The organism is Ruegeria sp. HKCCA6707 (assembly GCF_013033515.1).
In the GTDB taxonomy this organism is placed as follows: Bacteria; Pseudomonadota; Alphaproteobacteria; order Rhodobacterales; family Rhodobacteraceae; genus Ruegeria.
Genome location: NZ_WQEG01000003.1, coordinates 170,086 through 192,749, shown reverse-complemented (window position 1 = coordinate 192,749; position 22,664 = coordinate 170,086). Strand labels below are relative to the sequence as shown.

Annotated in this window: 21 protein-coding genes and 1 pseudogene; 12 read left to right on the top strand and 10 right to left on the bottom strand. The window is 58.0% G+C overall.

The genetic code is table 11. The features are described from left to right. Positions 1-38 precede the first annotated feature (38 nt). The 4 genes from GOW40_RS09430 to GOW40_RS09420 form a co-directional block, all read right to left on the bottom strand. On the bottom strand, positions 39-1,565 hold the full coding sequence (locus tag GOW40_RS09430; RefSeq protein WP_171230943.1) for an alpha/beta fold hydrolase: 1,527 nt from the start codon (positions 1,563-1,565) through the stop codon (positions 39-41). A 91-nt stretch (positions 1,566-1,656) separates the two neighbouring features. After that, positions 1,657-1,836, bottom strand: coding sequence for a hypothetical protein (locus GOW40_RS22050; protein ID WP_217352275.1), 180 nt, complete (start codon positions 1,834-1,836; stop codon positions 1,657-1,659). 58 nt (positions 1,837-1,894) lie between these two features. Then, complete coding sequence (locus GOW40_RS09425) at positions 1,895-2,194, bottom strand: hypothetical protein (RefSeq protein WP_068337406.1); 300 nt, start codon at positions 2,192-2,194, stop codon at positions 1,895-1,897. 364 nt (positions 2,195-2,558) lie between these two features. Further along, entirely contained in the window at positions 2,559-2,858 is a 300-nt protein-coding gene (locus tag GOW40_RS09420; RefSeq protein WP_171129919.1) for a hypothetical protein, read from the bottom strand. A gap of 298 nt (positions 2,859-3,156) precedes the next feature. Here GOW40_RS09420 and GOW40_RS09415 point away from each other — a divergent pair, with 298 nt between their 5' ends. The 3 genes and pseudogenes from GOW40_RS09415 (at position 3,157) to GOW40_RS09405 (ending at position 6,439) form a co-directional block, all read left to right on the top strand. Next, on the top strand, positions 3,157-3,861 hold the full coding sequence (locus GOW40_RS09415) for an SDR family NAD(P)-dependent oxidoreductase (protein ID WP_171230942.1): 705 nt from the start codon (positions 3,157-3,159) through the stop codon (positions 3,859-3,861). Between the two features lie 184 nt (positions 3,862-4,045). Beyond that, positions 4,046-4,207 (top strand): annotated as a pseudogene (locus tag GOW40_RS09410) (MFS transporter); the annotation flags it as partial. 1,119 nt (positions 4,208-5,326) lie between these two features. Then, complete coding sequence (locus GOW40_RS09405) at positions 5,327-6,439, top strand: anhydro-N-acetylmuramic acid kinase (RefSeq protein ID WP_171129915.1); 1,113 nt, start codon at positions 5,327-5,329, stop codon at positions 6,437-6,439. Between the two features lie 50 nt (positions 6,440-6,489). On the opposite strand, the gene GOW40_RS09400 is transcribed toward GOW40_RS09405, so the two are convergent. Both GOW40_RS09400 and GOW40_RS09395 read right to left on the bottom strand, forming a co-directional pair. After that, positions 6,490-6,855 carry a DUF4157 domain-containing protein gene (locus GOW40_RS09400; RefSeq protein ID WP_171129913.1) on the bottom strand — a complete coding sequence of 122 codons (366 nt, stop codon included), beginning with the start codon at positions 6,853-6,855 and terminating at the stop codon, positions 6,490-6,492. 129 nt (positions 6,856-6,984) lie between these two features. After that, positions 6,985-7,875 (bottom strand): fatty acid desaturase, encoded by an 891-nt coding sequence (locus GOW40_RS09395; protein ID WP_171129911.1) that lies wholly within the window; start codon positions 7,873-7,875, stop codon positions 6,985-6,987. Between the two features lie 352 nt (positions 7,876-8,227). Between GOW40_RS09395 and GOW40_RS09390 the strand changes: the two genes are divergently transcribed. The 4 genes from GOW40_RS09390 to GOW40_RS09375 are packed head-to-tail and all read left to right on the top strand — an operon-like array spanning position 8,228 to position 13,786. Then, entirely contained in the window at positions 8,228-10,327 is a 2,100-nt protein-coding gene (locus GOW40_RS09390; RefSeq protein ID WP_171129909.1) for a hydantoinase/oxoprolinase family protein, read from the top strand. Then, positions 10,324-11,967, top strand: coding sequence for a hydantoinase B/oxoprolinase family protein (locus tag GOW40_RS09385; protein ID WP_171136432.1), 1,644 nt, complete (start codon positions 10,324-10,326; stop codon positions 11,965-11,967). Before GOW40_RS09390 ends, GOW40_RS09385 begins: the two co-directional genes overlap by 4 nt. Continuing rightward, the gene (locus tag GOW40_RS09380) at positions 11,964-13,046 is read left to right on the top strand and encodes a histidinol-phosphate transaminase (RefSeq protein ID WP_171129905.1); all 1,083 of its coding nucleotides are present in this window, start codon (positions 11,964-11,966) and stop codon (positions 13,044-13,046) included. The genes GOW40_RS09385 and GOW40_RS09380 overlap by 4 nt, the downstream gene beginning before the upstream one ends. Then, positions 13,043-13,786, top strand: coding sequence for an aspartate/glutamate racemase family protein (locus GOW40_RS09375; protein WP_171129904.1), 744 nt, complete (start codon positions 13,043-13,045; stop codon positions 13,784-13,786). Before GOW40_RS09380 ends, GOW40_RS09375 begins: the two co-directional genes overlap by 4 nt. Positions 13,787-13,788: 2 nt before the next feature. Here the strand turns inward: GOW40_RS09375 and GOW40_RS09370 are convergent, their stop codons facing one another. From GOW40_RS09370 to GOW40_RS09360, 3 genes are read right to left on the bottom strand one after another with little or no spacing between them, the layout of a single operon-like run. Continuing rightward, a complete protein-coding gene (locus tag GOW40_RS09370; protein ID WP_171129902.1) occupies positions 13,789-14,568 on the bottom strand; it encodes a methyltransferase domain-containing protein in 780 nt (259 codons plus the stop codon). Positions 14,569-14,597: 29 nt separating this feature from the next. After that, positions 14,598-15,590 carry a nitronate monooxygenase family protein gene (locus GOW40_RS09365; protein WP_171129900.1) on the bottom strand — a complete coding sequence of 331 codons (993 nt, stop codon included), beginning with the start codon at positions 15,588-15,590 and terminating at the stop codon, positions 14,598-14,600. A 49-nt stretch (positions 15,591-15,639) separates the two neighbouring features. Beyond that, positions 15,640-16,059, bottom strand: a complete 420-nt coding sequence (locus GOW40_RS09360; protein WP_171130488.1) for a cupin domain-containing protein — start codon at positions 16,057-16,059, stop codon at positions 15,640-15,642. 86 nt (positions 16,060-16,145) lie between these two features. Here GOW40_RS09360 and GOW40_RS09355 point away from each other — a divergent pair, with 86 nt between their 5' ends. Beyond that, the gene (locus GOW40_RS09355) at positions 16,146-17,564 is read left to right on the top strand and encodes a YdiU family protein (RefSeq protein ID WP_171129898.1); all 1,419 of its coding nucleotides are present in this window, start codon (positions 16,146-16,148) and stop codon (positions 17,562-17,564) included. Here the strand turns inward: GOW40_RS09355 and GOW40_RS09350 are convergent. Continuing rightward, entirely contained in the window at positions 17,540-18,457 is a 918-nt protein-coding gene (locus tag GOW40_RS09350) for an adenylate/guanylate cyclase domain-containing protein (RefSeq protein WP_171129896.1), read from the bottom strand. The genes GOW40_RS09355 and GOW40_RS09350 overlap by 25 nt on opposite strands. A gap of 208 nt (positions 18,458-18,665) precedes the next feature. On the opposite strand from GOW40_RS09350, the gene GOW40_RS09345 reads away from it, so the two are divergent. From GOW40_RS09345 to eno, 4 genes are all read left to right on the top strand, one after another. Further along, positions 18,666-19,370: an endonuclease/exonuclease/phosphatase family protein gene (locus GOW40_RS09345; protein WP_171129894.1), complete on the top strand. Its 705-nt coding sequence runs from the start codon at positions 18,666-18,668 to the stop codon at positions 19,368-19,370. A 72-nt stretch (positions 19,371-19,442) separates the two neighbouring features. After that, complete coding sequence (locus GOW40_RS09340; RefSeq protein ID WP_171099543.1) at positions 19,443-19,856, top strand: Fur family transcriptional regulator; 414 nt, start codon at positions 19,443-19,445, stop codon at positions 19,854-19,856. Positions 19,857-19,989: 133 nt separating this feature from the next. After that, positions 19,990-20,868: a DMT family transporter gene (locus GOW40_RS09335; protein ID WP_171129892.1), complete on the top strand. Its 879-nt coding sequence runs from the start codon at positions 19,990-19,992 to the stop codon at positions 20,866-20,868. A 136-nt stretch (positions 20,869-21,004) separates the two neighbouring features. After that, positions 21,005-22,282: a phosphopyruvate hydratase gene (gene eno / locus GOW40_RS09330; protein ID WP_171099539.1), complete on the top strand. Its 1,278-nt coding sequence runs from the start codon at positions 21,005-21,007 to the stop codon at positions 22,280-22,282. Positions 22,283-22,664: the final 382 nt, after the last annotated feature.

Below are 22,664 nucleotides of genomic sequence, written 5' to 3'. Positions count from 1 at the left end.
GCTTAGCTTCCAAATGAAGATCAACGTGTCCCGAATTTCTAATCCCTCGACAAAGACCCATCTGGTAAAACGAAGTTCACTGGCTCAAGTTCGTTTAGGCAGGGCGCAGAAACCACGTTTGAAACGTCGGCAAGAAACTTGACTAAAAGTGAAGCCGCGCAACGGTTGAATTCCCCAATCTGGACATGCGTCCCAGACGGAAAAACAAACTGTTGCGCGTTCGGCAGAGACTCCTCGACCTTGTCAGCAAGGAATGCTGGTGTTCTAGCATCTAATTGGCCTGTCAGTATCAGCGTCGGAACGTCGGCTCTGAGCGGCTCATCTGTATCAGGCGAAAGCTCTGGAAGCGCCAAAGTTTCACAGGCAGTATTGTACTGTTCACCTACCAACCCAGAAAACAACGAAGCATATTCACTCGTGTCAGGTGTTGTCTTGACGTCTTCGGTAGAATTGACCGGATCTTCAGAACAGACGACTGTGAAGTGCATCAACGACGCAAGATTGCCAGCAGGTGTGTCCCTGGCTTCCAGCGCTGCTTGTCCGATGATTGGGCCGAGCCCCTCTGACAAGCTTGCACGACCATCGGCAAGTAAGAGTGTCAGTATGGCCGGTAGACTGCCGACTGAGATCTGACCGCTTTGCCGCTCAAACACAAACTCAACGAAACTTTGCTTGGAGATGCTGAAGGTTAAAGTCTCTGTCTCGTCTTTCGGGTTCACATAGGTTGTTGGGATCGGGCCCTCTTGAAATAGGTCAATTCCCTCTTGAACCAGAGAAAGCAGATCGAACTCTGCCGCGCATTTTGGCTCGGCGGAACACTGCGTTGCGAGTTGCCCAATCGAGAAATCTACGGCAATCGCCCGGTTTTCCGCCCAGTTTTGGGTCGTGGGTGTCTCTGCGCCGTCAAGTATGAGAGCTTCAAGGTTGTTGCCGAACATACGAGCGTAGTGTTGCGCCAGAAGTGTTCCATAAGACGCACCGTAGACGGCGATTTTTTCATATCCAAAGGCTTCACAAGCAGCGTCTAAATCCTGTGCCATTTGCAAGCTATTGAATTTGGTCAAATCAATACCGTCAGCTTCAGCATCAGATTTGCAAGTTTGAATAGCGTCACGAAGCCAATTTGTAGTATCTGATTTGGTTTTGTCTTCCACAACAGCACGCCACGGCAGACGATGGAAGGGTGTGCAATCCAAAGAAGGTACACTGTGTTTGGAATCGAGCTCTTCTAGGATAAAGATATCTCGGGTCGCGATCAACGGGCCGAGCATTGGGTCTGAGAAGACGGCGTAAATCCCTTCAGTCAAAAGCGAGGATCCGGGTCCGCCTGACAGCATAAACATTGGCGGATCTGCCGCTTCCCTTTTTTGGGAAGCACGGACGAAAGGTAGGCCAATTAAGTCATCGTTAGGGTAGGAGCGGTCCCGAGGAACATAAAACGTGCCGCAAGACACATCCGAGGTAATTTCTGCTTCATCTGGGACGGGTACAACGCAGGGACCAGGAACAATCTCAAACGCACTTTGCGCGAATGCTGATCCGCTCAAAACGATCATCGTCAACATGCCCAATGTGCACATCAAACGCAGCTTGCCGACAGTGGATAGAGCAAATTGGTAACAAACAGTAGGTTTCAGCGTCCTGCTGCTCATCAGGTCATGGTCCGTACGGCCATACTAGATTCAGCAGGAAAACAACAACGGCCATCGCGACAACTACTTTCCAGTTAAACTTGCGACGTTCCTCTTCTTTAATGATTCCTGACATTTGAAGTACAAAGAGTGTTGCCACTAGTAGTAGTACGGTTACGACTGCATGCGCCAAGTCAAAATGCATTCAACAAGTTCCTTTCTTTTAGAAATCAATCCCTTCTTTGAACTAGGATCAGGTGATTTCACTTCGCTTCTCTTAACTTTGACAGAAACTCATCGCATGCCTGTGCGCTACCGACGATCTCGCCCGTCGTTTCAATTCCCTGCAGTGACGCCATCTCGGAATTCACGCGATTGAGGATCTGATCCGCTTGCTCGGCGGTGATCAGGTTCTCGGCTTGTGCTCCTTTCAGTGTGGTGCAGACACCGGCGGACAAGCCTGTCGCAACGCCGACACCCACCGCGGCCCCGCCACCCAAGGTCATCGCCCCAACCACGCCAAGGACGAGCCCGATCACAATTCCCAAGATTACTTTTCCCATGTTTTCCTCCCTTTTGGTGAGACAGAGCTCCGCCTTCACTTCTGGCGCCAACCGCGTGCCCATCTGCAAATTAAGACCAATGCCAACAGGTTGAGTGCGGGTGCAATCGCTGCGAACCACGGTTTGACTGGCTCTGAAACCAAGTCCGATACAAGTATCCAAGGCAATCCTAACGGCAAAAGGAACACCCCAGACAAAGGGTCTCTTTCTTGTCCCAACCAGCCAAATGTACCAGTCAAGAACACAAACAAAGCCAGCAGGTAAAAGATCGCGAATACGATGTTGGTTATTCTACAAACCAAGTCGAACTTTCTGAAGAGCAAGCCAGTGTTGCGCGGCCGTGTTCAGCCACGCACCATATTGATCACAATGCGCCTTCGTCGCCCAAGAACTCGATACCAGCTGTCGCGCCATCACTGTAGGCAATACAATTCCAAGGAGCACGATCCTCGCCAACGCCGACCGTTACTTGTGTTCCCGCCTCGCTAAACGCAGACGACAGCACCACGACTTGCGAATTGTTTGTCGTATTGGCGACATCACGCAGACACGCCTGCTGGGCAGGAGTCAGTTCCGATGACGCAGTCGAGCCGCCAGTATCTTCACATGCTGCAACAGTCAAAGTCACAAACAATACAGCAGTGGGCATCAATATTCTCTTCATTGTTCTTCCCCTGTGAGTTCCGCCTAGTACTAAGTCAAAGACTCAGGACAAAATCAACAATTTGATTGTGTCGAATTTTTTGCGTGATAGCGGATGTCAGACGGGGACAACTTGTTTTGATGGCTGAAGTCTTTCTAGCAATAGATCCATTTAAATTTCCGCTTTGGGCTCAATCCAGACCAAAGCTGCGGAATCCACGATTAACCGCCAAGCGGGACAGGGCTCTTGTTCGCTGCTCTATTTGAATTTCATGTGATACGATGACCACCTAGCAACTATAGCGAGGGAGTATTTTGACGTGGGTGGAAAAGTCTGTGTGATCATCGGCTTTGGGCCGGGCCTCGGGACCGCGTATGCCGAAGTATTCACGAGAGCCGGGCATGACCTCGCGCTTCTAAACAGGTCGGGCGCGGGTACAAGCGGAGACGGTGCGACTGGTCCGGTTGTGAAGACCTTTGCCTGTGACGCTGGAGACCCGGACAGTCTCAAGGCGGCATTGCAATCAGTCCAGAGCGAACTTGGCCAGATTGACGTTGCGATTTACAACGCTGACCTCGCTCAATTCGGCACGCTCGATGAAGTGTCGGAAACCCAATTCGAGCAAAGCTGGCGCGTAGGCGCATTGGGTCTATTTGCGACGGCCAAGTTTCTCGGGCCGCAAATGTCTGAGCGCGGTTCAGGCACAATTATTGTGTCAGGAGCCACTGCGGCACTTCGAGGCAACGTTTGGACAACGGCCTTTGCGCCATCCAAGTCCGCCCAGCGTGTCTTAGCGAACGCTCTCGCGAAACAACTAGGCCCGAAAGGCGTTCATGTGGCATACATTGTTATCGATGGCGTAATCGATACGGAGGACACTCGGACGAACTTTGCGCCAAACGAACCGGACGAGTTCTTTATCAATCCCGTGCATATTGCAGAAGCTGCGTTAATGCTCGCACACCAAGACAAATCGGCATGGACCTTCGAGCTCGACATTCGCCCGTTCGGAGAGAAGTGGTAGGACAGCTGATGGGTAATTTGCCGCTTCGCGGACTAAGCCGACATCGGCCCGGCCAAACTCAAAGTCGTTTAGTGCAGCAAACTGCGAATCTAGTAACCGGCTAGAAAGGTTGAGGTTTTTGCTTGAAGCACAAAATCGGGAGGCTACTTGAACCTGATCAAGTCCCCAAAAAGCAACCCGCGCAATGAAATTCACTGGCCCGTTCATCTTCATACTGCTCACACTGCTGATCGATGCGATGGGTATCGGTATTGTCTTTCCCATAATGCCGGATTTGATGGATCGGGTTGGGGCTGAGAGCACGGCTCAAGGCGCATTGTGGACAGGTCTCATCGCATCCGCCTATTGGACTGTGTTAGACACACCCTTTGCCCCTCCCGTGACGGGGGGCACGGGTATGTGAACTATTCGTATTACCACTCAATATTTTCTGACAGAAATGTTGACAATCCAAGGCACTATATCGCATTTGTGGTTAGTGACAGACTTGATCCCTTAGGTAGGTTCGCAACCTCCAGAACTCTCGCGATTTGTTCGTTGCTTACCAATAGCCGTTTAGGCTGGAGAGCCACAGGTTCGATTGCTAGTGCCCTGTCTTTGCTGCACCATTCGTTTGTCAGCGCGAACTTATAGATCGCCTTAAGTAACCGTCTTACATGAAACGCTGTGCCTTTTCGTTCGATTGCGACCTCGGCTACGAGATCAGCAAGGCGATACAAGGGCACTTGGTCGAGTAGTGTTCTCCTAAGTTCATTTGGAACGCATCTCCATGCCTGATCTATTTGTTGGAGAAACGAAGTCGATTTGCCTTCTTGGGATTTTTTTCTCAGGTAGTACGCGTAAGCTTGAGCCATCGTAAGGTGAACTCTAGGCTCTGCCCAATCAGCCTCCTCTTGCTCACGTTTCAGCTTGTCGAGCGCTTTGATCGCGAGAGAGCATGACATGCCTGGCCATTCTCCCAATTTGCGCCTAACAGTTTTCTTCGCGTGTGGGTTCTATAGCCTCGCATAGAACACCTTTGATCCGGTGCTTCGAACCCGGATCGTCAAACCTCTGGTGTAAGCTATGGTGTAAGTTAGCTCGCCATTCTGAGGCGAAGGTAGATTGCGAAGCGTTTTTTCAGTTATGCGCTCAAGCTTGCGGTTTTTTGAGTCGTCCATGCAGATTTGGCCCTTTTTTCAATGCGCTGAAAGGACCAAGGGCACGACATGACTCCAGCGAGTGAAGCGACACACCGTGCCAAATGGATCATCGTGGCGATGAAATCCGATTTGGGGTGGTAGGTCATGTCGTGCCCTTTGGGTATGTGTTGCGCGGCACTGTATAGGGGGCGGACGGTGCAAGGAAAAGGCAGTTTCGGCAAGAAAAACACGGCGCGCATGCGATGTTGCTTGCCTTAGATGTCGCTTGACGCGAAACATTGTGCAAGACACCCGGATAACGGGGCAGCAAGAGCGAGGGCAGCGTGAGCCGGGTCATCAGCAAAACAGGTGTCGTCGCGGCCTTGGGGGCGATGTCGGGAACATCTTTGGACGGTGTGGATGCGGCTGTCCTGCAAACCGATGGACACCAGATCCATGGTTTTGGCGACACCGGCTACCGGCCCTATTCCGACGCCGAACGCGTCGTATTGCGTACAGCTCTGGGTCAATGGCACGGGCCCGATGTGGACGCCGCCGCCGAGTTGGTGACCTTTGCCCATGCCGAGGCCTTGTCCGAGTTCGATCAGATCGATCTGATCGGCTTTCACGGTCAGACCCTGGCGCATGAGCCGCGCGGGCGTGGGACGTTGCAGGTGGGGGATGGTGACGGACTGGCCCAGGCGCTGGGTGTGCCGATTGTCTGGGATTTCCGCAGCGACGACGTGGCGATGGGGGGCGAGGGCGCACCGCTGGCGCCGTTCTTTCACTTTGCCTGTGCCAAGTGGATCGGCGCGACCCGGCCTTTGTGTTTCCTCAATCTGGGCGGCGTTGGAAACCTGACCTTTATCGACCCCAGCTTTGACGGCCCCGAAGCCCTCGGTGCGCTTCTGGCCTTTGATACCGGCCCCGCAAACGCGCCCATTGATGATCTGGTGCAGGCCCGATTGGGGCAACCCATGGATCGCGACGGCAAAATCGCGCGAGGTGGGGCGGTGGAAACTGGTGCGCTCGAACGGTTTCTGGCCGAGCCCTTCTTTGCCCGCATGCCACCCAAATCACTGGACCGAAACGACTTTGCCCGCATGGTCGGGTTGGTGAGCGAACTGCCCGATGCAGATGCGGTCGCCACACTGACCGCGATGTGTGCGGCGGGCGTGGCACAAGGCATGGCCCATTGCCCCAAACCCCCAACCCGCGTGTTGGTCACCGGCGGCGGACGTCACAACCCGGTGCTGATGGAAATGCTGCGCGTCTCACTGGACTGCCCGGTTGAGCCGGTCGAAACCGTGGGCCTGAACGGAGACATGCTCGAAGCCCAAGCCTTCGCCTATCTCGCGGTCCGAGTGGCGCGGGGCTTGCCAACCTCATGCCCCGGAACGACGGGGGTGAGCGCGTTGGTGGGTGGAGGTGTCGTAAGCAGCACTCGGCTAGCGTGATCTGCGCTGTCTGGTCGTCGAAGAATGAACCTGACCCGCAGCTCTGCTGATCACTTGGACACCAGTACCTTTCCCTTCATCGGCTTCGGCATACGACCATTCGCCTGCTGAACCACATGGGTCAGCTCATGCGCAATCAGTTTTTTGTCCTTGGCGTCCGAACTTTTTGCAAAAAAGATGTCTTTTCCATTGGTAAAGGCTTTTGCGCTCAGAGCTTTACACAGATCAGCAGCATTGCCACCCGTGTGAATCCGCACCCCTGACAAATCCGCTCCTAATACGCCTCCCAGGCTCTCTGTCAGCTTTTTGTCCAGTTTCGTCGCCTTGGTTCCGACGATTTCATCTTTGATTGCCTTCGTTTTTGCCTTTTTGTTTTTAAGCCCTTTTACGATTTTTTCAGCTTCTTCGGTTTTCATTTTCACGTCCTTCAAATGCAATTGGGTGTATGCTTTGGGGTCATAGGGCTGTTTCAGTGTGTGGTTCAGTGAAACGAATTACACTCGGCCAAGCAGTTTCAGGTGGTTGCCCGGCTTTTACAGGCTTTTTCACGGTTCCATTGTTCGAAGATACTCTGCCGTAAACGCCGAGTATCCCTCTGAGGTAGATTTCAGATGCGGTCCGGCCTGTCGATGCAGGGCCGGAAGGTGATGAAAAGGGACGTTTGGAAAGGCATGGTGCTCGGCGTGGTAGGGCATGTTCCAGGCCAGGAACCGGATGATCCGGTTGGTAAAGGTTGTGCGTGAGTTCTCGAGCATATTGGCGACAGGCGGGCAGAGGCCGTGCTCAGCCAACAAGTAGAGCCTGAGCGCAGGTTGCCCGACCAGAACCGGCAGGATCCAGATCCAGAACAGCAGGGGCGAGAAAAACAGGCTGAGGCCCGCTGCCGCGTAAAGCACTAAAAGCAGGCGGGCCTCGATGCGCATGGCGCGGTGTTGGCGGGGCGGCAGGTAGGGCGCGTCGATCCGACCTAAGGCGTTCAAAACCAACGTCTTTGCCATACCGCTCCAGTAGGGCCAACCGCTCAGATAGATCAAAAAACTTGGCCAGTTGTCGGGCCGGGGCTTGCCACCAATTTCGGGGTCTTTTTCGGGGTCATTGGTCCATCTGTGATGGGCTAGGTGGTAGTACCGAAACCAGGTGAAAGGCAGTGCGATAGGGATTGAGACCAGATGGCCGACGACCTCGTTCAACCGGCCGCTGCGAAACGGGGTTTTGTGCGTACACTCATGGCTGAGCGTGAACAGAAAGACCAAGAGAACGCCCTGGGGCAGGATCAGAAGCGGCCAAAGTGGAGTTTTTGCGGCGATTGCGGCTGCACATGCAGCGATCAGCGCAAAGTGCAGCGCAAGCTGTTTCAGCCCAGCAGCGTTCGAGCGTTGTTGCAGCGCGGCTTTGGTCTGGGCGGAAAGCGAAGCGATGAGCGCACGGTGATCCATGGCCGCAGGTTAGATATGTGGCGATCCGGGTCAAGAGAACACCGTTTGTATAGCAGTGGCCCGACTTTAATTATGCCAGTCAGTTGCCTGTAAAAAATAGGTTTTGCAGTAGGTGACGGTATCTTTGATCTTGTGAGGTTGAGATTTCTATTGACAGAAATCCTGTTCCTTCGCCAGCATTCCTACCAGCGCAATGATCAAAGATGGTGTACGACTCGTGCTTGCATCTGTTGAAAATCTCGGACGCCGGGCCACCGGATGTGACTTGGTCGCCTGACCAATCGCAGGGATGACCGGCCGCGCTCGCTGGGGTGCGGTGGATTTTCGATCTTCACTTGACCGAGTTCACACGATGCACGAGATGACAGGATTGCGCCTGGCCGTCGATATCGGCGGCACCTTCACCGACACGGTTTTGGTGGACGGAACCGGCAAAATCCGCGCCACAACCAAAACGCCAACAACGCCGGACCACCCAAGCCTGGGTGCATTGGACGGCGTGCGTCGCGTGATGACGCAGGCCAGGGCAGACTGGGCCGGGATCACCGGGTTCATTCACGGCACAACTCTGGCCACCAATGCGCTGATCGAACGACGCGGGGCGCGTGTTGCCACGATCACGACCGAAGGGTTCCGCGATATCCTTGAGATCGGGTATGAGCGGCGGTACAGCCAATATGACATCAATCTGGTCAAGCCAAACCTGCTAGTGCCACGGTCTCGGGCCTTCACCATCGGCGGGCGGATGAATGCGCAGGGGCAGGAGATTGAACCGCTGAACCGAGCGGATGTGGCGCGGCTTGTGCAGGCGTTGCAGGCCTGTGACGCGCAGGCCGTTGCGATCTGCTTGCTGCATGCTTACGCAAATCCCGACCATGAGCTGCAGTTGAAAGAGCTGCTAAGCGCCGCCCTGCCAGATTTGGTGATCTCGCTCAGCCATGAGGTCAGTCCCGAGGCGCGTGAGTTTGACCGGCTCTGCACAACGGTTGCAAACGCCTATATCCAACCGCAGATGGCGCGTTATCTGCATGATTTCCAATCGCGATTTCAAGCAGAAGGATTGCGCTGCCCGATCCTGATGATGACCGCTGGCGGTGGTATGACGACGATGGAAACCGCCGCCCGGTTGCCGATCCGGTTGGTGGAGTCTGGTCCGGCGGGCGGTGCCATTCTGGCCGCGCGCATTGCCGCCCAGATCGAGGCGTCAGAGGTTCTGTCTTTTGACATGGGTGGCACCACCGCCAAGCTCTGCCTGATCGATGAGTTTCGCCCCCAAACCGCCCGCAAGTTCGAGATCGCGCGGGCTGCGCGGTTCATCAAAGGTTCGGGCATGCCGGTACGCATTCCGGTGATCGAGATGATCGAGATTGGTGCGGGCGGCGGATCCATCGCCCATGTGGATCGGCTGGGGCGGTTGCAGATTGGCCCCGAAAGCGCGGGCTCTGATCCCGGGCCCGCGGCTTTTGCCAAAGGGGGCACGGCGCCAACGGTGACGGATGCCGACATCGCGCAAGGCCTGATCGACCCGGACCGGTTTGCCGAAGGGCGTCTGACCATCGACACAGACGCCGCCGAACAGGCGCTGACCTTCGGTGTTTGTAAGCCCTTGGGCCTGTCTGCCGCTGACGCAGCCCATGGGGTCAGCACCATCGTGGATGAAAACATGGCCGCCGCCGGGCGTATGCATGCGGTCGAATCCGGTAAAGATTTGGGTCGCCGCGTCATGATCGCCTTTGGCGGCAACGGGCCGCTGCACGCAACCCGCGTGGCGCGCCGGTCTCAGGTCGATCGCATCGTCATCCCCAATGATCCGGGCGTGGGCTCGGCTGTCGGGTTCCTGCTGGCGCCGGTCTCGTTTCAGATCATCCGGTCGCGCTATGCAAAGCTCGATCATTTGGATTTGGACGACTTGAACCAATTCTTCGACGCGATGATCGACGAGGCGCAAGCCGTTGTCCGCGCCGGGGCTCCGGAGGGTCGCCTGCTTTGCCGACGCCAGGCCTTTATGCGCTATCACGGGCAGGGGCATGAGATCGAGATTGCTCTGCCGGATCGGGCGCTGCGGTCGGACGACATTTGTGCTTTGCGTCAGGCGTTTGAGGCAGAATACAGCCGTCAGTTCAGCCGCGCAGTGCCGGGGATGCAGATTGAGATCCTCAACTGGGCGTTGGACGTGTCTACCAAAGCCGAGGTGTTGAGCCCGCAGGTACAACCCGAGACGTCGCAACGGGCCGTACCTGTCGGGCACAGGCACATTCTGTGCGAGGTCAGTGGCTCATGGCGTCAGGCCGACCTTTACGACCGCAGCGCGCTGAGGCCCGGAGATTGGCTGGAAGGCCCGGCTCTGATTGTCGAGCCGCAGACAACCACCTTTGTCAGCACAGATTTCACGGCGCAGATCGATGGGGGCCACAACATCTGGCTGATCCGCGACAGAAAGGACGAGCAATGACCCAGACGAATACCGCGCTTCAGGTTATGTGGAACCGTCTTTTGGCCGTTGTCGAAGAACAGGGTCAGGCGCTGATCCGCGCCGCCTTCAGCCCCATCGTGCGCGAATGCGGGGATATTTCTGCCGGGATCTTTGACGTGCAGGGGCGAATGCTGGCGCAGGCCGTCACCGGAACGCCGGGGCATATCAACACGATGGCAGAAGCAGTTAAGGCGCTGCGCAACCGCTTTTCGGTGCAAGAGATGGAGCCCGGCGACATTTACCTGACCAACGATCCCTGGATCGCTTCGGGGCATCTGAATGACTTTTTGCTGATGATGCCGGTGTTTTACAAAACCCGCGTCATAGGCTTCACGGCCTGCACTTCACATCTGGTGGATTTGGGTGGTCTGGGGATGGGGCCGGAAGGGCAGGATATCTATGACGAAGGTTTGCTGATCCCCCCGTGTAAGCTGGTGGAGGGCGGTACGCTCAATACGTTGCTGATTGAGATCGTTAAGGCCAATTCGCGTGAACCCATCGCCAATGAAGGTGACATCTATGCGCTGATCGCCTGCTGCGAAACGGGCGCGCGCCGTCTGGCTGATATGATGACCGAGTTTGGGATCGATCACCTGGATACGCTGGCCGATTTCATTATCGACACCTCCTATCGCGGCACTCTGGCGGCCATTGCCGAACTGCCAAAGGGCACCTGGCGTAGTCAGTTAGCCGTGGATGGGTATGACCGGCCGATCGACCTGCATGCAGCGTTGACGATATCAGGTGATCAGGTCGCGCTGGACTTTACCGGCACATCGGGCCTGTCGAACAAGGGCATTAACGTGCCGCTGAACTATGCAACTGCCTATTCGGTTTTTGCGCTGCGCTGCATCATCGGGCCGGATATTCCCAATAACGCAGGATCTTTGGCGCCGTTCGTTGTCTCTGGGCCTAAGGATTGTATTTTGAACGCGCAACCGCCTGCGCCTGTGGCGATGCGTCATACATTGGGGCAGATGACACCCGATCTGGTGTATGGCTGCCTGTCCCAAGCTTTGCCGGGCGCGGTGCCCGCCGAAGGCGCGTCCTGCATGTATGATCTGCCCTTGCGCCACGCGCCCGAAGCTGTCTCGCGCGGCGATACGCAATTTGCGTCAGAGCTGGTGTTCAGCGGTGGAACCGGTGCGCGGCCCGGATTGGACGGGCTTTCGGCCACAGCGTTTCCGTCGGGCGTCTGGGGCAGTCAGGTTGAAACCACCGAAGCGGTTGCCCCCGTATTGATCACGCGGCGAGAGCTGCGGACAGACAGCGGCGGGCCGGGGCAGAGGCGCGGCGGCTTGGGGCAACGGATCGACTTGCGCGCGGCCAAGCAAGAAGACCTGATGCTGTTTCTGTCGGTCGAGCGCGTAAAGAACCCGGCGCAGGGCCGCTTTGGCGGCCAGCCCGGGGCCGCCGGGCGCATCCGTCTGCAAGGCAAGGATTTGCCGGGCAAAGGTGAGGTTCGCATCCCCGTAGGAGACACGCTGATCTTTGAAACGCCCGGCGGGGGTGGGTTTGGCGATCCCAAAAGCCGCGACCAGGCCGAGGTTCTGCGCGATCTGCAAGAGGATCTGATCAGCCCCGAGGCGGCGCAAAAGACATATGGGGTAGAACCATGATCCAGCCCGTGCCTCATATCGCCGATATGTCACCCTATACCTTGGCGCAGCTCAAGGCACCGGCGGGGAAGCCTTTGATTTCGCTTTCGCAAAACGAAAGCCTGCGCCCGCCCAGCCCGGAGGCGATCAAGGCTGCGGCAGAGGTCATTGGACAAGGCCACCTTTACCCCGATCCCGATTGGGGCGAACTGCGCGTGGCGTTCGCTGAAACCTATGGTCTGGAGGCCAGTAACATCCTTTGCGGGGCGGGGTCGATGGACCTGATTGCCTGTCTGGCACGCTGTTTCGCCGGGCCTCAAGCGGCGGTTTTGGCTCCGGCCCATGCGTACCCGTTTTTTCGGACGGCTGCACAGATGGTGCGGGCGCGGTTCGACACAGCGCCAGAGCGGGACGGGCATGCCTGCGTGGATGCTCTGATCGACGCCATCCGGCCCGACACACGCCTGCTGTTTCTGGCCAACCCGGGCAATCCGACAGGCACCCGCATTTCGCGATCCGACCTGATCCGGCTGCGCAAAGGGATTCCCGCGTCGGTGCTGTTGGTGATCGATGAGGCCTATGGCGAGTTCGCGGACCATCTGGCCGAGCCCATGTTTGATCTTGTTGCGCGCGGCGACACTGTGATCCTGCGCAGCCTGTCCAAAGCCTATGGGCTTGCGGCGATGCGCGTGGGCTGGGGGTTGTTTCCGCCTGCCATTGCCGCGCAGATGCGCAAAGTCATGAATCCCAACAACATCCCTGCCGCAAGTCAGGCCGCCGCTGCTGCGGCGGTAAGAGATCAGCGATATATGGAGGAAACCTGCGCCTTGACCAGACACGCGCGCGACGGGTTTCGCGCCCGGTTGCAAACGGCCGGGTTTGATGTGCCAGAAAGCTTTACCAATTTCACGCTCATCCGATTTGCCAGCGATGACGCGGCGCAACGCGCGGATGCCGCGTTGCGTGCGGAAGGCGTGTTTCTACGTCCGCAAGGCGGTGTCGGTCTGGGGCACTGCCTGCGCGCGACCATCGCGGCTGAAGCGCAGCTTGATAAAGCCGCAGCTATTCTGGAACACCAGAGCAAGGAGCAGGGATCATGACCCAATCGCGTGGGCGCGCCCGGTTTGGCATTCTTGTGCCCTTCACCAACACCAATCTTGAACCCGACATGGCGCTGTTGCGCCCGGATGGCGTGTCCCTGCATTTCGCGCGCATCGGCGGCTATGATCAGGATGAGATCCCGGATGCCGACCAGATGCACGGGCTGGGTGCGGCAGATCTGGACGAACCACTGCGCCTGTTACAGGGGGTGCGCCCCGATGTGATCCTTTATGGCTGCACATCGGCCACGCTTACCCATGGGCCGGAGTTCGATCGAAACCTTGCCCAACAGATCAAGGCCCAAAGCGGCGCGGAAACCGTGACGGCGGCAGGGGCTTTTGTGCATGCGTTGCAGACGCTGGGGGTGAAACGGATCGGGTTTGCGTCGCCTTATGTGTCGCAGATCAACGATATGGCCATCGGTTTTCTGCGGCGGACCGGGATTGAAACAGTCGCACGCTCGGAAGTGCGCGAGGCGCTCGACAATTACGGGCAGGGCGCGATGGGCCCGGACGCGGTGTTTGACCTGGGTCGCGCCGCGGATAGCCCCGAGGCCGAAGCCTTGGTGCTGTCCTGTACCGATATGCGCAGTGTCGAGGTGATTGACAGGCTGGAACAGGCGGTAGGCAAACCGGTCATCACCTCGAACCAGGCGATGGTGTTTCAGGCGTTACAATTGGCGGGGATCGCTGATCCGGTACCGGGCTATGGCACGCTATTGCAACGCACACGGCTTTGAAATCAGCCAGATTTGCGCGCTATCGTGACAAATTGCGTGATCGAGAAAAAGAACCGACCCTGCTGCGCCAAGTGGTGTTGCTCGTCAAACCACGCGTCCGCTACGGCGACGGGCATATGCTGATTGTCGATCGCAAAGCGTCGCATCAGATGCATCATCATCACCGCCAGCCCATCCGGTTTCAGCACGTGATCGGTGAGCGTAACCGTCTCGACGCCCTCAACCGTTTGCCCCAGCTTTCTGAGCAATCCCGGCAGTCGGGCAGGGACGTCACCCGCCGCAAAATGGGCATCCCAAGACGCCAGCATCCGGTTCATACGCTCGGCGTTTTCGCTGAACCAGACAAGGCTGTCGAAGTGCAGATCGCTGATCACCAGACGGCCGTTGGGCTTAAGGCAGCGCAGGGCCTCTGACAGGGCGGGCTCCATGTCCTCGAGATATTCGAACACCTGCACGGAAACGGCTTTGTCGGCCACGCCATCCGCCAGCGGCAACGCGTCGGCCAATCCGACATGAAACTCGACATTCTGGAACTCGGCACAGCGTTGCTTGGCCGCTGCCAACATGTCGGCGCTTTGATCGACGCCCAGAACCTTGCCCTCGGGCCCCACCGCGCGGGCCAGTTCTGCGGTCAGCAGCCCGTTGCCACAGCCGATATCCAGGATGGTCTCGCCCGGGCATGGCGCAAGCGCATCAAAAGACGCCCGGCGGCGCTTGATCACATCAGCGCCCTGATAGGCCATGTCCAGAATTTTGGTGGTTTCCGCGTCAAACTTCAGCATTTGGATTTCCCCCGTTCCAGGTCTAGCGCTCAGAGTATCGCTTGCCGGTTTTGCAGATGGTCCTTGGCATCCAGGTAAAGCTCTTCAACGATCTCAGCGGCAGGCATGATCTGCCGGACAAGCGCGACACCCTGACCGGACCACATCGACATCGCCTCAACATCTCCGTCTGTACCTGGCAGAGGCGTATAGCTTTGATAGCGCACCACCGGCCTGCCATCCGGGCGATGTCCGATCACCTGTTGCTCACCCGGACGGTTGCCCGGGCTTGCAGACCCGGTTGTGTGCCAATGTTCCGAGGTCGAGTTCTTCAACGCACGATGCGGCGCGGCGGGCCAGTCCACGTCATAAAGGTCATAATACCATTCCGTCGCTGTCTCAGAGGCGTCAAGAATGCTCTGGCGATAGGTGTCGTGAATCGTTGCCTCGGTGCTGCCCAGAAAACGCGTACCAACCCAAACGCCTTCAGCGCCCAGCAAAAGCGCGGCTGCCATCCCGCGACCATCGGCGATCCCCCCGGCAGCGACCACCGGCAGCTTGACCGCATCGGCCACTGCCGGGATCAGCGCAAGGGTCGAAACCTGCCCCCAGACATGGCCACCGGCCTCCCAGCCTTGGGCAACGATCACATCGGCGCCTGCATCCTCAGCCGCCCTGGCTTCGGCGACGCTGCCCACGCTGGCCAGAACCACAAGTCCGGCTGCTTTGGCTGTCGCAAAGGCCGACGGCTCCATCCCCCAGAACAGGGAAACAGCGTGGATCTTGGCGTCGATACAGGCCTCAAGCTGGTCTTGATAGGGAAATGAGAGGTTCAGATTGACCGCAAAGTTCCGATCTGTCAGCGCGCGGACGGCGGCAATCCCCTCTACCACCTGATCCACCGGCTTGCCCCATAACGGGATCACGCCATAGCCACCGGCATTGCAGACCGAGGCCACAAGGTCAGGACCGGCGGCGCCGCCCATCGGGGCCGACAGGATCGGTTTTTCGATATCCAACAATTGGCACAATGCGCTGGGCATAAGATCGCTCCTTTATGTACGGCAGGCTTGTCCGGAGCGCAGCGGTCGTTCAGCCACGCGGGATGTCAAACTCTGGTGCCGCCAGTTCAAACCCCTGAAACTCGAATCCCGGCGACACGGTGCAACTGACCAAAGTATAAGCGCCCGTGCTGCGTGCGGCTTGCCAGTGATGTTTCGGGACAACCACTTGCGGGCGTCCCTGAGACAAGTCCGGCGTCAGCACATGATCCGTCGCAGGCCCTTGATCTGTCGCACTGATCGACAGGACCAGAGGCGCGCCTGCGTGGTAAAGCCAGATCTCGTCGGCATTGACCCGGTGCCAATGGCTGCGCTCGTCCTGTTGCAACAGGAAATAGATGCAAGTGCCCGTTGCGCGGCCTGCATTATCCGCACGCCATGTCTCGGCATACCAACCACCTTCGGGATGGCGTTGCAGGTTCAACTGGTCGATGATCTCTTGCGCGTTCATATAGGTTCCGTCCCTTTGCTGCTGATTATGCACAGGGTTGCGCAATCTTCTATGGCAATCGGCAAAGCGGACCATATGTTTGGCTCATGACACTGACGATCCCCTTCGACAACAGCTATGCCCAGCTGCCCAACAGCTTTTACGCTCGGCAAAAACCCGAACCCGTGCGCGCCCCGCGACTGGTTGCGTTCAACGCAGATCTTGCACGCCTGTTGGGGATCACGCCGGGTGACGTGCAGGACATGGCCGAGACCTTTGCCGGTAACGCCATGCCGGAGGGGGCCGAGCCTTTGTCTCAGCTCTATTCCGGGCATCAGTTTGGGCATTACAACCCACAATTGGGCGATGGTCGTGCGGTGTTGCTGGGCGAAACCTTGGGCACTGACGGAGAGCGGCGGGATATTCAGCTCAAAGGATCGGGCCGCACGCCGTTTTCCCGCAATGGTGACGGGCGTGCGTGGCTGGGGCCGGTGTTGCGCGAATATGTGGTGTCCGAGGCGATGCATGCGCTGGGCGTACCGACCACGCGCGCGCTGGCAGCGGTCGAAACCGGAGAGGTCGTGCTGCGCGAAGGCCCGATGCCCGGTGCGGTGCTGACGCGCGTGGCGCGCAGCCATTTGCGTGTGGGCACCTTTCAGGTTTTTGCCGCGCGCGGGCAGTTGGACGATCTACGCAAACTGACCGAATACGCTATCGACCGTCACTATCCGCAGGCTGATGGCCCCATGGGCCTTCTGCGCCATGTGCGCGACGCACAGGCGCGCCTGATCGCGGCCTGGATGAGCGTGGGCTTTATTCACGGTGTCATGAACACCGACAACAGCTCGATCGCGGGAGAGACAATAGACTATGGGCCTTGCGCCTTCATGGATCAGTATCACCCCAATACGGTCTTCAGCTCAATCGATCAGTTTGGGCGCTACGCCTATTCCAACCAGCCCGACATTGCAGTGTGGAACCTGGCACAGCTGGCCACGGCCCTGATCCAGCAATATGACGACAAGGAAGCCGCCGTAGAAGAAGCGACCGAGATCGTTCACGCCATGCCTGACCTGTTGCAAGCGGAATGGCTTGCGCGGTTCCGGGCCAAGATCGGGTTGACCACATTCGAGGAAGGGGATCAGACGCTCATCTCGGACCTGCTGAAACGCATGGCCGACGAACAAGCAGATTTCACCAATACCTTCCGAGCGTTGGGCGGCGATGCGGCCCGTGATCAGTTCACCAATCCCGAAGCCTTTGACAGCTGGGCCGAAGGCTGGCAGGCGCGCCTGACACGCGAGGCTGACCCCATCGTGACAATGACAGCGGCCAACCCGGCCTTTATCCCGCGCAATCACCGCATCGAACAGATGATCTCGGCGGCGGTGCAGGGGGATTATACGCTGTTTAACCGGCTGAATACTGTTTTGGCGCAACCCTATCTGGATCAGCCGGAAAACGAGGATCTGCGCCGTCCGCCCAGCGCGACTGAGGTGGTTCAGGCCACGTTCTGCGGCACCTGAGACCGGCCGCGGATCTCAAAGCTCAGGCAGGCCTCAGACTCGTCTATCGGCATGGTCGGGGAAATCACGCCGCTATCAGCCAGCATGACAGATTCCCGTTTCAGCCTGATCTCGCGGCCCGCTTCGGATTTTACATAGGTGCCCGAGGTGCTGCGGTCGGTCAGGATCAGTTTGCCCGCCTTCATGCTCAGCACCGCATGCGTCCGTGACACCCAGGGTTGCTGCAGCACGACATCGCAATCGGGCGCGCGGCCGATGGTCAGCTCACCATTGTCACCACACCACCAGACACTGTCTTCATAGCGCAGATGCAGGGTCAAACCCGCATGGGGTTTCCAGTTGGTCTCGGACCGTCCAAAATTCGTGGGCAGACGGGTCTGGAAAATCATGTCCGAAGTGGGGTCGACAAGCGAGAATGCGGGTAGGGGCTCGGCCACGCCTTTCAGGCTGAGCCGCCCAAGGGGCTTGAGCATGGACCGGTGTTCCGGGTGCAAAAGCTTGGCGGCGGCCTCGCTGACACAAGCCTCGCCGGGGTTGGCGGCCGTGGCAAAGCGCGCGGTGACGTTGACCGCCTCGCCATAGATGCCGCGCTCGCCGATCACGATGGGGCCTGAGTGCATCCCTACATGCACTTGCAGAACCGTTTCCTCATCTGGCTCAACCAGTTTTAGGGCGGCTTTGAGCGCGGCGTTTGGGTCGTCGAAAAAGCTTAGGACATCGTCGCCTTTCTGGCCAACGGGCACACCTCCGAAAGACAGCAGCACGCGCCGCAGATGGTCGATCTTGAGCTGAATCAGGCGCTGCGCCTCATCGTCACCTACCGCATTGTACAATGGAGTGCTGCCAGCGATATCTGCGATGATCATGGTTGCGAATTTGGAATCTACGTCCAATTTCGGGGTCCTCTTCGGGTCGGGTCAGCCGTATCGACGATCATACCAGTCGCGTTTTCGTGGACTTCAGTCCTAGGATAGGAAAATCCGTGTTTCAAATTAAACTTCAGGTTCTGCGTGATTGCATAGCGCGCCTGTGGCAAAAAATCGAGTTGTAATGGTGCGTGGGCCTGACATGCTTGGCTGGGTTTGGATGATCTGAGACATGATGAAACGCGAAAAGACTGTCAGGCTGGCCAGCTACAATATCCAGAAATGCCTTGGCATGGATTTTCGCCGCCAACCGCAGCGGACGCTGCAGGTGATCGACAGTATGAAGGCCGACATCGTTGTGCTGCAAGAGGCCGACAAACGTCTGCCGCCGCGCCCCGCCGCCTTACCGCATTTCATGCTGGACGAGGCCGGCTGGCAGATCGTCGACCTGGGAGGCGCGGGCAGTCTGGGCTGGCACGGAAATGCGGTGATCTGGCGGGGCGCCGGGTTGAACGTGCGACAGACTGGCCATCACGACTTGCCGGGGCTTGAACCCCGCGGGGCCGTACGGGTCGAGTTTGACACGCCCATAGGACCGCTGCGTGTGATGGGAATGCATTTGGGCTTGTTGCCCGCCTCGCGCCGCCAGCAGATTACCCATCTGCGACATTGCGACGCCGGTCTTGCCCAAATGCCCACGGTTTGGGCCGGAGATTTCAACGAATGGTCCCGCCAACCGGTTCTGGATCACCTGGCTCCCGACATGAGCTTCCTGCCTCCGGTCCCCAGCTTCCCAGCGGCCCGGCCGCTGGGCGCGTTGGACCGGATTGCGCTGGGCTCGGGCCTGCAAGCTGCTGCGCATGGTGTTCAGACTGCGCGGCCCGCGCATATCGCGTCGGACCACCTGCCGGTCTGGGTCGACCTTCACCGCGCGGCTTAAGGCGCATTTCCGCTGTGGCGCAGGGCGCACAGACGTATTAAGACAGAGACCCGAACAGTTCCGAGAGTCACCATGTCCGATACGATCATCGCCCGCTGCGAAGCCAAAGGTCTGCGTATGACGGGTCAGCGCCGCACCATCGCCCACGTGCTGGAACAAAGCGCAGATCACCCGGATGTCGAGGAACTTTATACCCGCGCTTCGGCTGTGGATGAGGGGATTTCCATAGCTACGGTCTATCGCACGGTGAAGCTGTTTGAAGAGGCCGGCATTCTGGAACGGCTGGAATTCGGCGATGGCCGTGCCCGCTACGAAGACGCCGAGCGGGACCACCACGACCACCTGATCGACATGCAATCGGGGCAGGTCATCGAGTTCGTCGACCCCGAGATCGAGGCGCTTCAGGAAAAGATCGCCGCCAAGCTGGGGTATCGCCTCAAGGGCCACAGGCTTGAGCTTTACGGCGTGCCTCTGGATCAGGACTGACGATCACCAAATGCGATTGGCGGCGCCACGTTAATTCATATTTCGCGGCGGGATAAAGCTTGCGACCGCGCTCATATTGCGGTTGTGGTTAGATGTCTGACGCGGCTTTGATCGCGCGCCACGGAAACGGCTCATGAACAATTTAAACGGCATCTTGCTGCTTGTCGGATCGATGGCAGCTTTTGCAATCGAGGATATGTTTATCAAACACCTGTCGGTCAGCGTGCCGACCGGGCAGATCCTGGTTGTGCTCGGCGTCGTGTGTGGGGTGGCTTTCGCGCTTTTGACCGTAGCCTCGCGCAAGCGGATCTTTGAACCGGCAGCGTGGAAGGCGGTGCCTTTGATCAGAGCCTCGACCGAAGGCGTTGCCGCGGTTGCTTTTGTGACCGCTCTGTCTTCGATTGACCTGTCGACGGTGGCAGCCGTGTTTCAGGCGTTGCCTCTGGTCATCACCATGGGGGCTGCATTGTTTCTGGGCGAAACTGTGGGCTGGCGGCGCTGGAGCGCAATCGGTGTTGGCTTCATCGGAGTGTTGATGATCATCCGCCCGGGGTTGGAGGGATTCCAGCCCGAGACGCTTCTGGTGATCCTTTCCGTTGTCTTGATCGCAGCGCGGGATCTGATCACACGGCGGCTGGATACAAGAGTGCCCTCAACCGTCGTGGCGATGCAGGCCTATCTGAGCGCGACGCTGGCCGGTGCGGTGCTGATGGTCTGGGCAGATCAACCGGTTGCGCCGCTGCAATCGGCGCATGTCTTTCCCTATCTGGCTGCGTTCCTATCCAGCATGTTGGGCTATTACGGTATCGTTGCGGCCATGCGGGTGGGCGAGGCGTCTGCAATGATGCCGTTCCGCTATACGCGGCTTGTGTTCTCGATGATCGCGGGGATGCTGATGTTCTACGAGCGCCCGGATGCGCTGACCCTGGCTGGGGCCAGCCTGATTATCGCCTCAGGTCTTTACACCTTTGTCCGCGAACGCCGTTTGGCCAGACAGCTGGCCATCGCCTGACCCGTTTGATGCAATTCCCCGGGTGTTAGCCCTAAAGGCAGGAAAATATGCCTGTTAGCGATAACGTAACCGGTTTACTTTCCGCCGGTTGCTGCTATGACGCGTGCAACCGACTGCAGCCATAGGGACAGACCTGATGAGCACCATTATCGACATCCATGCACGAGAAATTCTGGACAGCCGGGGCAACCCGACCGTCGAGGTCGACGTCATTCTGGAAGACGGCACCATGGGCCGCGCGGCCGTGCCCTCGGGCGCCTCAACCGGTGCCTATGAGGCGGTTGAAAAGCGCGACGGTGACAAGACCCGGTATATGGGCAAGGGCGTTCTGGAAGCAGTTGCCGCCGTTAACGGTGAAATTGCCGAAGAACTGGTTGGCTTTGACGCGACCGAGCAGGTGGCGATTGACCAGGCGATGATCGATCTGGACGGGACCGACAACAAAGGCCGTCTGGGTGCGAACGCCATTCTGGGGGTCTCGCTGGCTACGGCCAAAGCGGCGGCGGATTTCACCACGCAGCCTTTGTACCGCTATGTCGGGGGTACCTCAGCGCGCATCCTGCCGGTGCCAATGATGAACATCATTAACGGGGGTGAGCACGCGGACAACCCGATCGACATTCAGGAATTCATGATCATGCCCGTCTCGGCCAGCAATATCCGCGAGGCGGTGCGCATGGGATCCGAGGTGTTCCACACGCTGAAGAAAGAGCTTTCGGCGGCGGGTCTGGCCACCGGCGTCGGCGACGAAGGCGGGTTTGCTCCCAACATCGCCTCGACCCGTGAAGCATTGGATTTCATTCTGAAATCCATCGAAAAGGCCGGGTACAAGCCGGGTGATGAAATCCACCTGGCGCTGGATTGCGCTGCGACCGAATATTACAAGGACGGCAAATACGTCCTGTCGGGCGAAGGCAAGACCCTGACTTCCGAGGAAAACGCCGCCTATCTGGCTGCGCTGGTGAACGACTATCCGATTATCTCGATCGAAGACGGTATGTCCGAGGATGACTGGGACGGGTGGAAAGCGCTGACGGATGCCATCGGCGACAAGGTACAGCTGGTGGGTGACGATCTTTTTGTGACCAACCCGGCACGTCTGGCCGAGGGTATCAAGCGCGGCTCTGCCAACTCGATGCTGGTCAAAGTGAACCAGATCGGTTCGCTGACAGAAACTCTGCGCGCCGTCGATATGGCCCACCGCGCGGGTTATACCAACGTCATGTCGCACCGCTCGGGCGAGACCGAGGATGCGACCATTGCCGATCTGGCGGTCGCCACCAATTGCGGTCAGATCAAAACCGGCTCGCTGGCGCGGTCGGACCGGTTGGCGAAATACAACCAGCTGATCCGCATCGAGGAATCGCTGGGCGAGGTTGCCGAATACGCCGGACGTTCGATCCTGCGCACCTGAGCCTTTAGTTGATACGGTGATCCTCAAGCTTGGCTCGGGGATCGCGTTCCATCAAAGCTATTACACCTTAAACGCCGGACCAGCTTGAAGCGGTCCGGCGTTTGTGTTGGGTACATCACGATTTTCTGCTGGTGCTGATCGGTCAATGCAAAGCCGTTGGGTCCCAACGAATCCTTTTGAATGCGGGATAACCTCTGGTTGCATCGGAGCGGTAATATTTGCCTCTGGGTTTCGAAAAGCGCGATAGAAATTCGGACAACTCCAATTTTTCGTCAGCTCGCCCTACTTTTATCGAGATGTATGTGAGATCGGAACAGGTATAGTTTTCAACGAATTAACAGTGTTCGGGATGTCCGGCGAATCCAATTGGTTCGAAAATTCC

Excerpts from the sequence above, each read along its gene's own strand:
- GOW40_RS09335 (WP_171129892.1), top strand. The coding sequence starts at position 19,990 with ATGAACAATTTAAACGGCATCTTGCTGCTTGTCGGATCGATGGCAGCT.
- GOW40_RS09375 (WP_171129904.1), top strand. The coding sequence starts at position 13,043 with ATGACCCAATCGCGTGGGCGCGCCCGGTTTGGCATTCTTGTGCCCTTC.
- GOW40_RS09345 (WP_171129894.1), top strand. The coding sequence starts at position 18,666 with ATGAAACGCGAAAAGACTGTCAGGCTGGCCAGCTACAATATCCAGAAA.
- GOW40_RS09355 (WP_171129898.1), top strand. The coding sequence starts at position 16,146 with ATGACACTGACGATCCCCTTCGACAACAGCTATGCCCAGCTGCCCAAC.
- GOW40_RS09380 (WP_171129905.1), top strand. The coding sequence starts at position 11,964 with ATGATCCAGCCCGTGCCTCATATCGCCGATATGTCACCCTATACCTTG.
- GOW40_RS09395 (WP_171129911.1), bottom strand. The coding sequence starts at position 7,875 with ATGGATCACCGTGCGCTCATCGCTTCGCTTTCCGCCCAGACCAAAGCC.
- GOW40_RS09360 (WP_171130488.1), bottom strand. The coding sequence starts at position 16,059 with ATGAACGCGCAAGAGATCATCGACCAGTTGAACCTGCAACGCCATCCC.
- GOW40_RS09430 (WP_171230943.1), bottom strand. The coding sequence starts at position 1,565 with ATGTTGACGATGATCGTTTTGAGCGGATCAGCATTCGCGCAAAGTGCG.
- GOW40_RS09370 (WP_171129902.1), bottom strand. The coding sequence starts at position 14,568 with ATGCTGAAGTTTGACGCGGAAACCACCAAAATTCTGGACATGGCCTAT.
- GOW40_RS09340 (WP_171099543.1), top strand. The coding sequence starts at position 19,443 with ATGTCCGATACGATCATCGCCCGCTGCGAAGCCAAAGGTCTGCGTATG.
- GOW40_RS09385 (WP_171136432.1), top strand. The coding sequence starts at position 10,324 with ATGACCCAGACGAATACCGCGCTTCAGGTTATGTGGAACCGTCTTTTG.
- eno (WP_171099539.1), top strand. The coding sequence starts at position 21,005 with ATGAGCACCATTATCGACATCCATGCACGAGAAATTCTGGACAGCCGG.
- GOW40_RS09390 (WP_171129909.1), top strand. The coding sequence starts at position 8,228 with ATGCACGAGATGACAGGATTGCGCCTGGCCGTCGATATCGGCGGCACC.
- GOW40_RS22050 (WP_217352275.1), bottom strand. The coding sequence starts at position 1,836 with ATGCATTTTGACTTGGCGCATGCAGTCGTAACCGTACTACTACTAGTG.
- GOW40_RS09400 (WP_171129913.1), bottom strand. The coding sequence starts at position 6,855 with ATGAAAACCGAAGAAGCTGAAAAAATCGTAAAAGGGCTTAAAAACAAA.
- GOW40_RS09420 (WP_171129919.1), bottom strand. The coding sequence starts at position 2,858 with ATGAAGAGAATATTGATGCCCACTGCTGTATTGTTTGTGACTTTGACT.
- GOW40_RS09365 (WP_171129900.1), bottom strand. The coding sequence starts at position 15,590 with ATGCCCAGCGCATTGTGCCAATTGTTGGATATCGAAAAACCGATCCTG.
- GOW40_RS09425 (WP_068337406.1), bottom strand. The coding sequence starts at position 2,194 with ATGGGAAAAGTAATCTTGGGAATTGTGATCGGGCTCGTCCTTGGCGTG.